Source organism: Rhodospirillales bacterium (assembly GCA_023898805.1).
Lineage (GTDB): Bacteria > Pseudomonadota > Alphaproteobacteria > Micavibrionales > UBA1664 > UBA6145.
Window position 1 is genome coordinate 593,456 of sequence record CP060260.1, and the last position, 14,896, is coordinate 608,351.

General features: G+C 63.5%; 19 protein-coding genes. 2 read left to right on the forward strand and 17 right to left on the reverse strand.

Annotated features, from left to right (window positions below; all coding sequences use genetic code 11):
* The first annotated feature begins 60 nt into the window (after nt 1-60).
* Nucleotides 61-963: a DMT family transporter gene (locus tag H6866_02930; GenBank protein ID USO08185.1), complete on the forward strand. Its 903-nt coding sequence runs from the start codon at nt 61-63 to the stop codon at nt 961-963.
* On the opposite strand, the gene H6866_02935 is transcribed toward H6866_02930, so the two are convergent.
* From H6866_02935 to H6866_02985, 11 genes are all read right to left on the reverse strand, one after another.
* Nucleotides 957-1,535 (reverse strand): ribokinase, encoded by a 579-nt coding sequence (locus H6866_02935; GenBank protein ID USO08186.1) that lies wholly within the window; start codon nt 1,533-1,535, stop codon nt 957-959. The genes H6866_02930 and H6866_02935 overlap by 7 nt on opposite strands.
* Nucleotides 1,535-1,975, reverse strand: a complete 441-nt coding sequence (locus H6866_02940) for a cell wall hydrolase (GenBank protein ID USO08187.1) — start codon at nt 1,973-1,975, stop codon at nt 1,535-1,537. The genes H6866_02935 and H6866_02940 overlap by 1 nt, the downstream gene beginning before the upstream one ends.
* Nucleotides 1,972-2,229 carry a hypothetical protein gene (locus tag H6866_02945; protein ID USO08571.1) on the reverse strand — a complete coding sequence of 86 codons (258 nt, stop codon included), beginning with the start codon at nt 2,227-2,229 and terminating at the stop codon, nt 1,972-1,974. The genes H6866_02940 and H6866_02945 overlap by 4 nt, the downstream gene beginning before the upstream one ends.
* Entirely contained in the window at nt 2,229-3,710 is a 1,482-nt protein-coding gene (gene terL, locus H6866_02950) for a phage terminase large subunit (protein USO08188.1), read from the reverse strand. The genes H6866_02945 and terL overlap by 1 nt, the downstream gene beginning before the upstream one ends.
* Nucleotides 3,707-4,027: a hypothetical protein gene (locus tag H6866_02955; protein ID USO08189.1), complete on the reverse strand. Its 321-nt coding sequence runs from the start codon at nt 4,025-4,027 to the stop codon at nt 3,707-3,709. Before H6866_02955 ends, terL begins: the two co-directional genes overlap by 4 nt.
* 13 nt (nt 4,028-4,040) lie before the next feature.
* Nucleotides 4,041-6,077 carry a hypothetical protein gene (locus H6866_02960; protein USO08190.1) on the reverse strand — a complete coding sequence of 679 codons (2,037 nt, stop codon included), beginning with the start codon at nt 6,075-6,077 and terminating at the stop codon, nt 4,041-4,043.
* Between the two features lie 3 nt (nt 6,078-6,080).
* On the reverse strand, nt 6,081-6,596 hold the full coding sequence (locus H6866_02965) for a hypothetical protein (protein USO08191.1): 516 nt from the start codon (nt 6,594-6,596) through the stop codon (nt 6,081-6,083).
* A gap of 29 nt (nt 6,597-6,625) precedes the next feature.
* A complete protein-coding gene (locus H6866_02970; GenBank protein USO08192.1) occupies nt 6,626-8,524 on the reverse strand; it encodes a hypothetical protein in 1,899 nt (632 codons plus the stop codon).
* The gene (locus H6866_02975; protein ID USO08193.1) at nt 8,524-9,093 is read right to left on the reverse strand and encodes a hypothetical protein; all 570 of its coding nucleotides are present in this window, start codon (nt 9,091-9,093) and stop codon (nt 8,524-8,526) included. The genes H6866_02970 and H6866_02975 overlap by 1 nt, the downstream gene beginning before the upstream one ends.
* A gap of 142 nt (nt 9,094-9,235) precedes the next feature.
* Nucleotides 9,236-9,478, reverse strand: coding sequence for a hypothetical protein (locus tag H6866_02980; GenBank protein ID USO08194.1), 243 nt, complete (start codon nt 9,476-9,478; stop codon nt 9,236-9,238).
* A 26-nt stretch (nt 9,479-9,504) separates the two neighbouring features.
* The gene (locus H6866_02985; protein ID USO08195.1) at nt 9,505-10,335 is read right to left on the reverse strand and encodes a hypothetical protein; all 831 of its coding nucleotides are present in this window, start codon (nt 10,333-10,335) and stop codon (nt 9,505-9,507) included.
* A gap of 316 nt (nt 10,336-10,651) precedes the next feature.
* On the opposite strand from H6866_02985, the gene H6866_02990 reads away from it, so the two are divergent.
* Nucleotides 10,652-11,047, forward strand: a complete 396-nt coding sequence (locus H6866_02990) for a PilZ domain-containing protein (GenBank protein ID USO08196.1) — start codon at nt 10,652-10,654, stop codon at nt 11,045-11,047.
* A 60-nt stretch (nt 11,048-11,107) separates the two neighbouring features.
* On the opposite strand, the gene H6866_02995 is transcribed toward H6866_02990, so the two are convergent.
* Genes H6866_02995 through H6866_03020 form a run of 6 tightly spaced genes read right to left on the reverse strand, consistent with a single transcriptional unit; the run spans nt 11,108 to nt 14,718 of the window.
* On the reverse strand, nt 11,108-11,863 hold the full coding sequence (locus tag H6866_02995; protein ID USO08197.1) for a hypothetical protein: 756 nt from the start codon (nt 11,861-11,863) through the stop codon (nt 11,108-11,110).
* A gap of 2 nt (nt 11,864-11,865) precedes the next feature.
* On the reverse strand, nt 11,866-12,144 hold the full coding sequence (locus tag H6866_03000) for a hypothetical protein (GenBank protein ID USO08198.1): 279 nt from the start codon (nt 12,142-12,144) through the stop codon (nt 11,866-11,868).
* Nucleotides 12,113-13,648 (reverse strand): head-tail connector protein, encoded by a 1,536-nt coding sequence (locus H6866_03005; GenBank protein ID USO08199.1) that lies wholly within the window; start codon nt 13,646-13,648, stop codon nt 12,113-12,115. The genes H6866_03000 and H6866_03005 overlap by 32 nt, the downstream gene beginning before the upstream one ends.
* The gene (locus H6866_03010; GenBank protein USO08200.1) at nt 13,645-13,935 is read right to left on the reverse strand and encodes a hypothetical protein; all 291 of its coding nucleotides are present in this window, start codon (nt 13,933-13,935) and stop codon (nt 13,645-13,647) included. The genes H6866_03005 and H6866_03010 overlap by 4 nt, the downstream gene beginning before the upstream one ends.
* Before the next feature lie 13 nt (nt 13,936-13,948).
* Nucleotides 13,949-14,329, reverse strand: a complete 381-nt coding sequence (locus H6866_03015; GenBank protein USO08201.1) for a hypothetical protein — start codon at nt 14,327-14,329, stop codon at nt 13,949-13,951.
* Nucleotides 14,326-14,718, reverse strand: a complete 393-nt coding sequence (locus H6866_03020) for a hypothetical protein (GenBank protein USO08572.1) — start codon at nt 14,716-14,718, stop codon at nt 14,326-14,328. The genes H6866_03015 and H6866_03020 overlap by 4 nt, the downstream gene beginning before the upstream one ends.
* Between the last annotated feature and the right edge of the window lie 178 nt (nt 14,719-14,896).

Sequence of the window (14,896 nt, forward strand, 5' to 3'; positions counted from 1 at the left end):
TACGGCCACAGCCAGAAGCCCGTTTTAAACATAATCTGAATCGGATAGAGATGCGGGACGATGCACGCTGACGCCAACAGGATCCTTCCCCCCTTCCACGCCTTCGGACTGGCCATTTTCGCCTATCTGTTTTTCACCCTAAGCGACACGCTGGGCAAATGGCTTCAAGCCGGGGGTTACGGCGCGGCGCAGATTCTTGTGACCGTCAATGTCACCGGCTTTGCCTTGATGCTTTGTGTCGCCGCCGTGATACGCGGGCCGCGCGCTATATTCAAAGGGGAACGCTGGCGTCTGCATCTCCTGCGCGGCCTGCTGCTGGGCGGATCGACCATGCTGGTGCTGATCGCGATCCGTCATTTGCCGCTGGCCGATTTCTACGGCATCGTTTTCCTCAACCCGATCTGGGTCGCGCTGATCTCGCGCCTGATTCTCAAACAGCATATCCCCCCCTCGCGCTGGCTGGCGATCGGCGCCGGATTTCTGGGCGTGCTGGTGATTGCGGGTCCGCGCTTCGCCGATCTCAATGTCGGCGCGCTCGCCGCGCTCGCGGCCTCGCTGTGTTCGGCCGGGGCGGCGCTGCTCGCCCGCCGCATCGGCGGGCACGAACCGCCCACCAATTTCAGCCTTGCGACCCACGCCACGCTGGTCCTTCTCAACCTGCCTGTGATGCTGTTCGTCGACGGGCCGGTGATGCCCGCCTTGCCCGATCTCGGCCTGATGGTGCTGTACGGCGTATTGTTGAGCATCGCCATGATCTCGATCTCGCTGGTTTTCGCGCGCTCGCACGTCGTCTCGCAGGTCGCCCCGCTGCAATACACCCAGATGCTCTGGGGCGTGCTGCTTGGCTGGCTGGTTTTCGACCAGCCGCCGACCGCGCGCATTTTCGCGGGCTCCCTGCTGGTCATGGGCGCGGGCATCTACATTCTGCATTCCCTGCGCCGCGGTCGGTTGATGACTCACTGATTGAACGTCCCGCCGGTAAACGGCTTGCGCGACGGAACAGGAATCTGCGCCGCGCCGCCTTGTTCGGCCTGCGGCGCGGCCAGAACGATCGGGCGTTTTTCGTCGCTGCGCTTATAGACATACAGACCAAGGACGGACAGGGCGATGCCCCAGATGGTCGAAAGCGATTCCACCGCCTGCAACACCACCGGCGCGCGGCCCGTGTCGAAAACGATGATATACGCCAGCGCCAGCATCTGCGCCGCCCACGTCACCGCCATCAGATATCCGAAGGTCGGGCGCATCCGCCGCACATAGACGTCGCTTGATTGCGTTTCCGTGCGCATCGTCTGGTTGATCGAATCCAGCACGTCGCTGCGCTCCTTTTGCGCCAACTCGGTCATCCGCTCCAGATGCCGGTTTGCCTCGGCCTGCGCCTCGGGCGTGATCGCGCCGGTGTTCATCGCCGCCTGCGTCTGGTCCAGCGCCTTGGCCGCCCCCTGCGCCACGGGGTTGTCGATCTTGGCCAATGCCCCGCGCACGATTTCGATCAAAAGCGGCAAGCCCAGCTTGCCCAGTATCGTTTCCAGCATCACGCCTCCAGCCTGTAAAACATATGGTGTCCGATGATCGCGACCGGCGTTTGCCCCTGCGCCCAGCGCGGCAATATATCCAGCGTGTGGTAATGTGTGGCCCCCGCGACACTGTCGGGTAAAAGCCCGTATGCCGCGCGCCGCGCGATACGCAGCGCGGTCGCGAAATGAATGTTGTTTTCAGCCACCGACAAAAGTTTCGCGCGCTGCGGGTCGTTCGCGTTCCAGCACGAAAACTGAAACGGCTTCAGGCACACATCCGCGATGTCCTTGCCCCACCAATACCCGCCATGCCTGTTTGCCACCGCGACGCGGTTGAGCACCACCGCCGCCACCGCCTCCATCCCGCGCGGGCCTTCGCCCCGCGCCTCGCCCCATATGGTGCGCGCCAGCACGTCGATCGCGCGCGCGGTATCGTCCGTTGTTTTATCCGCGCTCATCGCTCCCTCCCGGTCAAGGCCTCGGCCTTCAGGGCGGTCGCGTCCAGCTTCGCCTCGATCCGCAAAAGGTGTGATGCCAGACGCTGCTCCAGCTCACGCACCGCCGCGATGCTGGCGAAATTGCGCATCGCCTCCAGTTTCTCCTGCGCCATCAATTCGCGCTGGTGCATCACCAGCGCGAGCAAACCCGCCAACGCCGGCAATTCGATCGCACTGACCCACCAGGCGACCCCGTCTTCAAAAAAGGCTTCGATCATTCTCCTTGCTCCATCACGTTGAATTCGCTGCGCGCGCGGTAACGCGCGTCCGCCCCCTGCCATCCCGCCCGTCTTATGCCCGCACCCCCTGCACCAGCACCCCGCACGCGTACCGGCTGCTGCGCCAGCGCGCCCGCCACCGCGTCCAGACCGTCGTCGCGGCCCTTTCCGCCGGGGCGCCAATTGCGCATTTCCTCGATGAACGGCGTCGCCGCGGCCGAGCGATGCACATGCAACGCGCGCGCTGCCAGCACCGCGTCGAACGCCTCCACAATGCGAACATCCTTGGCGCGGCGGCTTGCCGCCTCGATCACCGCCGCGCCGCCGCGCAATTCCCGCCGCAAAATCGCAGGCAGGAACTTGCCGATTCCGTTGATCTCGACCGCGATCGCGGACAAATGCATCTCGGCGCAGATACGTGCGACCGCACGGCATTGCTGCGTCGCCGCGTCCTCGCCCGACTCCGCACGCACGCGCAGATACTCAAGCCGTTGTAACCAGTATTCGCCCTGTCCGTCCCCGTACACGACCGCGACCACGCTGCCGTCGCCCCCGTCGCCGAAGGCCGGGTCCCACCACGCGCTGGCCGATTCCATGCGCCGCCCGCCAATGCGCAGCACTGGCGCACCGCCTGCCTCGCTGTATGCGACCGCGTCCTCGTGCCAGCATAAAAGATCGGGGTTCAGCCGCGCCGCCGCCACCGGCTGTGCCGCCAGCATCATCTGCGCCACGAAACGCCGCGGCCCGCCGCTTTTGCGCAGATCGGCGATTGCTGCGGGCGAAAAACGCTCCGGCCACGCGCATGTCCCGTCATCGGCCAGAAGCGGCACGCGCAGATCCTTATACCCCGCCAGAAACGGGGCGCCTGTTTCCGGCCCGTCGCCTGGCGCCACCGCATAAATGGTATCGAAGGCGTGCGGCGTGCCGACGTAAATCTGTGTTCCGCCCGGCACCAGCACGAAGGATAATTCCGCCAGCCGATCGCGCAAATTCACGCGCTTTTCCGCGCTATCGCAGGTATTCGGCACCTCCACGTCGTCGCAGATGACGACATCGGCGCGCGAACCCGTGATATTCGCGCCGATACCGAAGGCGACCATCGACGGGTCGCGCCATTCCGCGCGCCGCGCCACGGTGAAACGATCCGCCGCCCACTGGTCGGCGCGATCGGGACAAAGATGTGCGGTCAACGGATGCCGTTCGATGATCCGGCGCGTATTGCGCACCATCTTGGCAGCCAGCGTTCCATCCGCCGCCAGCACCAGAATCCGCAGATCCGGGTCGCGCCATAAAAGCCACGCCGCGTAAAGCCCGACAATCGTCGATTTGCCGCACGACCGGAACGCCATCAGCAAAAGCCGCGTATCCCCGGCCCGGTCGCGATGGGAAAGCCAGTGCGCGATGCGAAAATGCACATGCGGCGTGGTTTGCCCCTGCGCCCTATTCCAGATGGAAAGGAACAGGGGAAAATCGTTCATGCGCCGTCCTCGTCGTCTTCTTGCGCGCGGTAGCGCAGCAATTCGCCCTCCGCGTCCGTTATCAGCGTGGCCAGGCCGTCGTCGTCAGCCGCCGGCATTTCGACCGATGCCGCCAGCCGTAAAAGCAATTCGATATGCGCGACCGCCGCCTTGCACGCCGCGTGGTGCGCGGCGAAGGTCTTGACGTCCACGATCTGTCCCGGCTGTGCGAAATCGCGGTATGAATCCAGCGCGTGGCCAATGGCTTGAGGCAGGCAGGCGGCGATTTTCGCGCGCGTGACGTCGTCAAGGACGCCGTCCTTTTTTCTTCGGGGCATTGCGTTTCCATGATTAGAGGTATTTCTGAAGCACGAACCATTGCGCGCCGTTCGACACGACGCTGGCCGATTTGTACTGGCCGTTCAGCGCAAGACTGGTTCCGCCGTCGATCATGCCGCCGCCCTGTACGCTTAACGTCACGGCGTTTCCGGACGGGTCCGTTTTCTTGATATGCACGACACGTCCGATGGCGTTTGCCGCATCCGCGGGCGGAAGCCGCGCGGTCTTGGCCCCCGCATAGGCCGAAAGCAGGTATACGTCGACCGCCATGTCGATATCGTATGTCCCCGCCCCGTCGTGATAGCGCGTGTTGCCGCTCATCCGGTTGCTGGCGGTGATGAACCATCCCGCCCCGTTTGAAAGCACGCTGACGTAATCGTTCGGCCCGCCCAGCTGGATGTTGCGCCCGTCCGGCCCGCTGCCGCTTATCGCGCTGACCACCACCATGTTGCCGGTGTAATCGACTTTCTTGATCGTATAGCTTGCACCGACCGCGTCCGCAGCCGCGGGCAGGCGCAGCGTGATCTGTCCATTGGTCGCGGCCACCAGATGCACGCTGCGCGCGGCTGTCGCATCCACAACGGCCGCGCCCGGCGCATCGACATAAACCGTATCCCGCCGTAAAAGCGTCAGCGTCGCATCCGCGATCTTCGCCCGGCCAAGCGTCGTGCGCACCGGATACCCGGCATTGTGCGCAAGATACGCCCCGCCCGAAAGATCGTAGATCGCGGCCCCGTCCGACATTGCGTGCAGATTGGTCAACGACGTATGCGCCGACCCGGCATCCAACTGCATGTTGGGCACGCCGCCCGAACTTTCGGTATACAGATTGACGAAAAACGTGCTGTCCGCATGCGCGCCCAGCCGCACGCACGCAGCGGCGGTGTTTTTGACGTTGACCTCGCAATCCGTAAAACTGTTGGCGTTGCCGCCATAGGCGACATAAATGCCGCAACCGGATATGTCCGCGCCGCTTGAATACACGCGCAGATTTTGAAACCTGTTGGCGTTGGGCGTATCCCCCGCGCCGCTTTTATCCAGCCTGACCCCGTCGATCGCTGGCGCGAACACCAGCACGCGCGAAACCATGTTCCAGTAACAAGGATTGGACGGATTTTGATACCCATCCAGAAGAATTCCCGTCCGTGCCTGCACGATCACCAGATCCGTCAGCGTATTATGCACGCATGGCGCATCGCGCCCGTACAGCTTCACACCTGCGTCGCCGCCACTGATTTTTAAATTCGCAAGCCGCGCATACTCCGCGCGCATTTCAATGACGTTGAACCCCGTGCCGGATGCAGCGATAACGCTGGCCTGTCCCGCACCGGTCAGGCTTTTCCCCGCGCCCAGCACGATGGTCGCCGTAACGCGATATGTTCCGGCAGGCACGACGACCGCGTCATGCGCCGCCAGCGCACGTATGAACGCCCCCGTATCGTCCGCAAGCCCGTCGCCCGTCGCGCCGAAATCGCGCACGGAAACGAATTCCGCTGCCTTGGCGTCGATCGCGCGCGTTACCGCCCCTGCACCGGATTGCAGATAATCGGGCGCGGCCAGCGTGTTGCCGGTGGCGTAACTGGTCAGATCGCCGTTTTCGTCGAATCCCAATACCCGCCTTGCGCGGGAATCGCGCGCAGGCAACGTCACCGGCCCCGGTGTTTCCAATCCGTCGTAACGCAACATCCCGCCTTGATCGCGGATCGCCTGCTGCAACCCGGCGGTCAGGTAATCCAGTTCGTTGTTCAACGCGCGGGCAGATAACTCCCCGCCCTCCAGAAAATCGGTCGTCCGCTCGATCGGGATGCGGCGCTCGATGGTCACCACGCTGCCCGCGACCGGCGCGTCGTCGAACGTGACGCTGCCGCCCAGACTCGACCCCGCGCCGGCGACGTCATACCCGCTGGCCTGCCGCGCGCCGTCCAGATAGACCGCAACGTCTTCCGACGCAAAGACGGGAAAGGCGAAAGCGAAAACCGTGTCGCTGCCGTTTGCGGCATAGCGCACCACCGGCACCACGTCCGGCATTTTGATATGCGTGTCGCTCATGGCCTAGAACCCCTTGATGACGCGGGCAAGGCTTTGCTGCTGTTCCAGCTGTGCCGCCTCAAGAAGGTTTTTCTGCTTTTTCTGCGCAAGGCTCTGGTCCAGCGCCGTATTGCGCAGCGCATCCGCCTGCGTTTGCGCGTCAGCTTCGGCCTGCGAGTCATTGTAAAGCCCCAGCAGCACCGCCTCGTTCGACCCGCTGCCCGTGTCGCCGCCCATGCCCTGCGCCGAAAACAACGTCTTTTGCCGCGCCACCGCGCGCCTGAGGGCAGCCAGCCGCCGCGCCTCCGCCGTCTGCGCGTCCGCGGCGATCTGTGCCTTTTGCGCCGCCACGTCCTGCGCCGCCGCCTGTTCGTCCTGCGCCTGACGCTCCTTAAGCTGTGTCAGCGCCTGATCCTGCTGGTTTACCAGTTTCGTATAGGCGGATTTTTGCGCCGCGACGTCGAGGCCGATGCCGACCAGCGCCGCCGGCAGCCCCGCCCCCGACAGGATCGTCGGCAGCACCGATGTCAAACTTCCCATTCTTTCGTCTCCTTGAAATTGCTTTGATGTTATTCGCTTGTCTTGATGTCCGCCGCGACCGACAACAGCGTGAAGGGCAACGGCGTCGTCTGCTCGATCCGCCACAAAGGCTGCGTGCCGTCCTGCCGCCAGCCAAAGGCGCGCACCCGGATGTCGCCGGAAACAGGCTCGACCGGCGTGTCCAGTGCCGTGCCGGTTTCGCGCAAGGGAATGTCCCGTGCACCGCGCCCCATGTCGACGCGCAGCGCCTGTGTATCCTCGATCCGGAACACCGTCTCGATCAGGCGCGCCGCGCGCGATTGCCCGCCTTCCGCCACCGCGTTGGGCGGCAACGGTTCGACGATATGTGTATAGGCAAGCCCCACCTGAACGCTGCCCGCGGGCGCGGCCAGCGTGATCGCGCCGCTGCTGACGGTTCTGTCCGGCTGAACCACGCCGTCCGCGACCACAGCCACGCTGCGTCCTTCAAGATGGCCAAGGCCGGACCACGTCGCGCTGGGCGTTTCCGCGCTGCCCGCAAGGCCGGAATCGACAGCAAGCGTGTCGTCGAAAATCTCGATGGTGTAGACGCCGCCACGGTTAAGCAACAGGTACACGTCCTCGCCCACCGCCGCGACCGACAGCGCCGCGCCCTGCGTTTCCTGCAACGTCCACGCGGCCACCTGTTCGGCGCGATAGGCCGTCAGCGTCGCGATGCGCCCGTCCGCCAGCACCAGATGCAAAAGCCGGTTGCGCTTGTCGAACGCCTGGTCCACCGGGTCCTTGATGATGTGTTGCGCCAGCAGCGCAAGATCGTTGGCCTGATACGCCTGCTCGACGTCGGTATAGACGAATTCGCGCAACTCGCGCCCAGATCGCGCGGCGAATATGGTGGCGCCGTCCACGTCGACCGGCGGCACGTTGCGATCGACGATCGATCCCACCCGCGTCTGACGGTTGAGTTGCACCGTCGTCGGCGTCAGCGGATCGCCCGAAACCTGCCATTCCGCGCCCGACGTAAAACATTGCAGATGCCGCCCAGAAAACACGTTGCGGATGGCGTTGACTTGATCGGAAAGGATGGCGAATTCGATCGCTTCGTCGTCAAGCCCGGTGCCAAGGTCGAAATTCCACAATTCGCCCGAACGCGACATCCACAGCCGGTTAGGAAGATCGCGGCTGCCGCCGATGATCAACCGGTCCTGATGGAACGCGCAGGACACGGGATAGCCGCGCACCGCACTGAAGACCTGTTCTTCCCATTCTTTGGTCGCGGCGGTGCCCGACAGGGTTTGGATGACACTGGCATTGACCACCGTCCCCGAAAGCACGGCCGTGACCGCGACCTCCTTGCCGCCCACGCGCATGCGTGTTCCGGCATGTCCCGCCGCGAACACCGCGGACGATGCGCTTAACGTGATCGCGCCGCTGGTCCCGCTGGGCGTCAACGTCACGGTGCTGTCCGCGAATTTAAACATCGGTTGGTACACGACGCCGGTGTTTTCGTCCGCATCGAACGTCCAGTCCGAAAGCGCCCAAACCCCGGCACCGGACCGCGTAAGTTTTTTCGGCGCGACATCCGGATGCACCAGCAAAAGTGTATCCGCCGACTGCGTCCAGCCAAGCGCGGCGATTTGCCCCGCGCTCCATGGCGCGCTTAACGTCACAACCAGTGTATCGTCTTGATAGATGCGGATCTGCCCCGCCGACAGGGCCAGAAGATAGGTCTGCTCGGTGTTGAATTCAAAATCGATCAATCGACCTGGCCCGGCGGCCAGATCGACGAACCGCATCCCCGCGCGGCGCGTGACGCCGCCGGTGGGATGGATGAACAGGTTGCGCAAAGTCAGCGCGCCGTTTTCATAGGCGCGCAGATCACCGCGCCCCAACAACCGACGCGACACCTCGCCCGCGGTGAAATTGGTCTTGATCTGGCGGATGATCGGCATCAGCCCCTCACATCGACCAGCGGGAAGTTTTCGATCCGCGACGGCGTATCCTGCTGCGCGTCGATTTGCTTGGCCTTGCGGAATTCGCTTTCGGCCATGCTGTAAAGCGCCTCGGCCCGGCTCGTGCTTTCGGTCAACGGAATACAGAATTCCGCCGCCAGCCGCACGATCAGCGCCGCGTCGAAAAACGGCGGAAATTCGGATTCGTCGGGCAGGAAGATATAGGTCAAAAGCACGCTTTCCGCGTCTGTGTGCAGCACGTTGCGGATAACGCGATAATCGAGGCCGCGGCCCCGCGCACCGGTCCCCGCCGAAAGCGCGCGCAGAAAATCGGACGGCAGCGCATAGGCGTATTGATAATCCGCCTCCGGCGCGGCGGTAAGGCGGGTAAGCGCCTGCTGGCCCGTCGCGAACGACCAGCCATAAGCCGAAAGCAGCGCATCGCGCGCCGGCGCGTACAGCGCGCCCGCGATTTCGGATTCTGCCGTCCCGTCGTCGAACGACGCGATCGGCGCGCAGCCGATGCGCATCAAAGCGCGGCTGCACAAGGCAACATCATTAAGGGCCATGAATATCTCCGTAAGGTAAAAGATCAAGGGAGGGACCGTGACGTCCGGTCCCTCCCGCTCGCTGCCGATAGGCGTGGGGCGCCCGCGCGCCAAAGGGGCAAAAGCGCGTGAACATGGGCGCCCCGCGCCCGCACGGGAGGCGTTACGCGGTAAACGCGGTAACGCTCACCGCGCCGCCGGCATTGCCGGTGACGATGTAGAAGATCGTCTGCGGCGTCCCGCCGGTAGCGATGTTGGCGATGATCAGGTCGTTGACCCGCAACATGTCCGAGGCGGCGTTAAAATACCCCGTCCCGGTGACGCTGCTCTCGCTCGTGGTGTAATGCCACAGCGTAAAATTGTTGGCATAGGCCAGAACGCTGAGGTTGTTGGATGAATAAGCCATTGAATTTCTCCTTCAGTGCGCTGGCGTTAGGCCGGGGTTTCATCGCAGGTCATGACGACCACGCCCGCGTCTTCGATCAGGCCCGCGCCCATGCTCATCATGTTGTTGACGAAGAAGGCGGCGCGGTCGCCGTGCCATGTGATGTCGGTTTCCACGTCCGCGCCCACGGCATGGCCGATGGCGGTTTTGTGGAACCAGAAACACTTGCGCACGCCGGTCGTCGCATTGACCGGCAGGCCGGAATGCGGCATCCACAGCGTGCCCAGCCACATCTTGGCCTGCGTGCCCCGAAACGGCAGTTCGTCCGGCCCGACATACTGGGCCGAGGCGAATTCTTCGATCGCAAGCAACTGCGACCATTGCTTCCAGCCGACCACGGCAGTGCGCTGCCCGTCGTCCGGCACGTCGGCGGCGCCCAGTTTCTCGAACGCCTCCAGCACCTTGTCGAGGGTCATGCCCGCGGCTGAATCGCTGACCGCCTGGCTGGCACCCGAAAGCGCGGTGATGATCTGCTCGTCGCTTTTGCGGCCCAGCGCATAAGCGCCGGCATTGGCGATCACCTGACGTTCGTCGTGGTTGAGCTTGAGCTCGTCCAGCTTGTCGATCCAGTCGCCGGCGTAATAATCGGCCAACGCGACCTCGACCGCCGTATGGTTCAGGTTCATCACCGGCACCATGCCGTGGGTGGATTTGGTGGAAGCGGTGCCCGCCCCGACCTTTTGGAACGTCGTGCTCGACCCGTTGACGCCGGACTTGCTGCGGACTTGCGAACGCAGCTTCGACCCCATGCGCTGATAAGCCTCGAACACCTCGCGCTCGAACTGTTTGACGAACGCGTTATCGATGGAAATGGACATTGCGGTCCTCTCTCTTGGGTTTGAGTTTTTTTAAAAATCTGAAAAAAGACCCTAAGGGGGGTTGTCCGAATGTCGGGCCTGCCCGCGAAGGTTTGCGGATGCGCAATGCCGGGCGGCCCGCACCGGGCCGTTCTCCGTCAACGCGAAAGGATGGGCGGGGCAAACGCACGTAAAAACCCCGCCCGATAAAAACAATGCGCCCGAAACCAAAGTTTTGGGCGCATTTCTGGCGTTTACGCTCACAATATAGGATTAAATTCCTTATCTGTCAACCTATTTTTTGACGCGCCCCCGCCCGAACCCGTAGAATGGCGGCATGAGCAGCATTGAACGCATCCGCAAGGCACTGGCCAGCGCGACCAACGACAACACCGAAATCACCCGGCGCCGTTTTCCGCGCCGCATCCACGATGTCTGCGTGGCCGAGGTCGACGGCACCACCTATCCGGTCAGCGACTGGTCGCAATGCGGCGTGCTGTTCGAAGCGGACGGCCGCGGTTTTGAAATCGACGCGCATCTGCAGGTCGTGATGAAATTCCGCCTTTCCGAAACGGTCAGCGAAATTCCGGTTACGGCCCGCGTCGCGCGCACAGGCAAGACGCGCGTCGCGCTTGAATTCGTCGACATGCCGAAAAAAATCGAAAAGGCCTTCGCCAAGGTGATCCGCGATGCCCAGAACGCCCGCGACGAAGAAGCCGAAAACCTGGCCTGAAAATCCGCCACCGCTAAAAACCCCGCCTTTTGGGCGGGGTCTTGCGTTTTAATTTGTAACTCAATTCGCGCCGTAAAGTTGTTTGAATCCTTCGGTAACCCGGGCGATGGTCGTGGGATCGCGATCACGCCAGTATTTTGGGTCGCGCATCAGCGCGTGCAGATCCGACTCGCTGGCCGGTGCACCGCTTTGCGCCTTGTCCATCACGCCGGGCGCGTCGCCCTTCATCATCCGGTAAAGCGCCATCACCCCGTCATACGAGGCCGACAAACCTTCAAGCACAGCGGGCGGCAGGGACTTGCGCCCATAGGCAAGCAATTGCCGCGATACCTCGCGCCATTGTTCCGGCCCGCCGAAATCGGCGACCAGCCGCTCGATCTCGCGGTCGGCCTGAAATTCCGCCGCGACATCCAGCACCATCGGTACCAGCCGCTCCGCCGCCAGGTCATAGACCTCCTGCACCTGTTCGGGGGTGAAGCCCTTGGCGTGTAGACGCTCGTTGACCTGCGTATCGGGGCGCAGAAGATCGGTCTTCAGATCGATGACGTACCCGTCCGCCGTTTCCGGCACGCCCATCGCGCGCAGAACGCGCATCCGTCCTTCCGGGTCTTCGGGCATCTGGAATCCGGTCGACAGACGTTTTTCCAACGCGCAATACGATTTGATCAAATCATCAAGCCGCACCTGCCCCGTTCCTTCGTCCCAGAATTTATCAGGCAGTCCCTGCGGCCGCGCGGATATATCCGGCGCGGACGTGCCTTGCGCTGGTGCGGCATCCACTTCAGATGCCTGTTCCAAAAGATTTGTTTCGCTCATCTTCACTCTCCTTGGTTTTGATTGCGGCCTTGTTCGATCAGGCCGGTGATGGTTTGCAAAAGACCGCGTTGCCCGTCCTGATAACGCAGCATGGCCTCGCCTGCCTCCGGTCCCGCGACGCGTGCGTTGACGGTGGCGCGCAGGTAAGACAGCGCGCACGCCCCGTCCGGACCGGAAAAGACTCGGGCGAAAATGCGCGGCGCCTCGGCCCGCGTCGGCGCCGGACCGCCCTCCTCCTGCAGCAGGGATTTACGAAACTGTTTTTGTATCAGCCGGAACATGGTCCTTGGTCTCCTTCTGTGTGATCTGTGAAAGGTCTTTGCGGATCAGGTCGCTGGGCACGCCCAGCGATTCGCCGATGAACCGCGCGGCTTCGGGCAGGTCGATGGCTATTGCGGCCTCGGCCCCCATGCCCAGCGTCGTGGTGATCCAGTTGATGGTGTTCTGCACCCCGCGCTGTCCCTGCGCGCGCGCAAGCGGGCTGCGGTAATCCAGTTGCACCGTGCGTCCGTCGATGGCGACGTCCGGCACCTCGCCGCGCCGCCGCAATATCGCCCATGCGCGCGCGATCAGCGGCGTCAGCAATTCCGATTGCAATCGCCCGTACGTCGCGCCCAAAAGCAGCGCCATTTCCCCCGAACGCTCCAGCACCTCGGTCGCGGTCATCCGCCGATCGCCGATCTGGCCCAGCCGGTCGATCAAAAGCGCGTGGCGAATGCGCGCGCGCAAATCGTCAAGCACCAATTGGCTGACATCGAACCGCCCCGGCATTTCCAAAGGCTTAAGCCCTTGCGAGCCGACCGCCTTCGGAATGATGCTGCCCGGCGTCAGGTCGATGGTCGCGGGGTTGAGCACCCCGTCATCGTCCGCCTGCCAGATACCGGTCACCGCGATCGACGCGTTCTTGAGAATCAACTCGACCACCTTGTTCGCGGTCTTGATGTCGGGCAAAGCCTTCATCACCGGCGAACGCCCGTACACGTCGCCCGGCGCCTTGGCCCAGCGAAACGCGATAAATGGCGACGCGGGCAGGCTGGCCTGCGCCAGCACGGCCTGCGCGCTTTGATCCGCCAGCACGACTCCGTAACGCACGAACGGCTTTTCGGCATCCGGCGCGGCGTATTCGATGACCCGCCATTTACGTTGCCCGTCGCGTTCGCGCGCGATGGCGGGCGGCAGTTCGATTTCGGGAAAACGCGCGCGCAACGTTTCCGCATCCATCGCGTTTTCACGGTAGACGCGCTCCAACCGGCCACTAGCCGGGCTTTCTTCCAGCGTGACGCTGGACAGCGGCAGCGCGGTGAACCGGAACGCCGACATCTGCCCCGGCGCGGTTTCCTCGAACAACAATGTGCCGGTGCCCGCAGTGACAAGGTCGAGAAACGCCTGGTGCATCTCCACCGCGAAATTGCTGCGGTCGAAATGCGCTTGCAGGATCCGCGCCGCACCCTCCAGCGCCGGCGCCAGCGCCGTCGCCTCCGCCGCCGAAAGCGCCGGGCCGGGTTTCAGCCCGAACCATGACGACCATGGCGGCGTCAGATTGGCCAGAAGTGAAGACGCAAGCTGGTCCACCGCGTCCATTGCCGTGCCATCGAACACCTGCGCGGCCGTGGTCCGCGCCGTGAACGCATCGCTGTTGGGCAAGGCATAGGCGTAACATGCGCGCCACACCCCTTCCCAACCGGCGCGCGCGGCGCGCGCCTTCGCATACTGGTCGGCGATCCGCGCGGCATCGGCCGCGCCGTTATCTTTTGTATTCACCTGTATTGGCTCGCGCATGGTCATTCTCCCAGCAGGCTTTTGCGCGTGGGCATCCACGCGTTCTGATCCAGAACACCGCGAAACGACGTCAAGATGGTTTGCGGCAGGCTGCGCCGCCGCACCGCCGCCGCGGCCTTTTCGCTTTCAGCCGCCAGCGCGGCGTCAGTGGCGGCGCTCTCGCTGGCCGCGACGGAGGTGGAGGTGGATGCAGATGCTGTCGTCGCGGCACTCGCCGCTGTCGTATCGGCGGCGGGCGCGGCATAGGTCACGACGCTGGCCGGAATTTTTGGTTTGGAATACAGGCTTCCCATGATGGACTCCTTTTCAAGCACGGGTGATGGAAACAAGGTGGCGATAAAGCTGCCACGGCGTGAACACGAACCGCGCATCCAGCCCGATCAGGCGCTTCATCGCCTCGACACAGGTGAACGGGCGGATGCCCGCGAAACGTGGCGCGGGATCAAGACGCGGCGCGCGGATGACGCGATAACCTTGCGCGCGCAGATGCCGCGGCATATCGAAATCCACGGGGAAATCACATCCCCGCACCTCCAGCCGGTGCAGCATGGAATCGACGAACAGCCATTGACCGCCGCGCTGACCGCTTACGCGCATAAGCGCGAAACAATGCCTGAATCCGGGGCGCAACAAGCGCAACAGACGGATATCCGCCTTGCCGGAAAACGCGATCCAGATCTCGTTCATCGCCGCGCCCCGCTGGATATTCCGGACTGTGCGGCTCCGGCCATCAGCCACAGCGGCACGATGGCGGACTCGCCCGCCGCGTCGTCCAGACGCACGCGCGTACACAAAGGGTCGCGCAAAATGCCCTTGGCGATCAGCACGGGCTCGATCGCGCGCATCGCCTCGCGCCACAGCGTCGCGGCCCGCGCCTCCGACCGGCGCCAGGCTTCGGGCGGCATCTGCCGCAACCCGTAAAACCGCAACACGCGGAAATGATCCATCGAAAGACGCCGCGTGCGGTGCAGCCGGTCCATGATGCGTAAAATGTCCACAGGCTCGCACGGGCGGCGGATATTGCCGCGCGCTGCCGTGAACCGCGCACCGTCAAGCCGCGCCTGATTGGCGTCGATGAACCAGAACCACGCCTCTTCGGCGGTTGCGAAGGGATGACAGGTCTGGTGGCTGGTGCGGGCGGGGGCGTGTGGGGGCTTGCGCATGGCGGAGTGGTCCTTTGGGCTTGTCTTTGTTCTTGTTTTGTTCCAAATTGATCAAAACACCCTGCGCTGTCAAGAAAATTATATGATTATA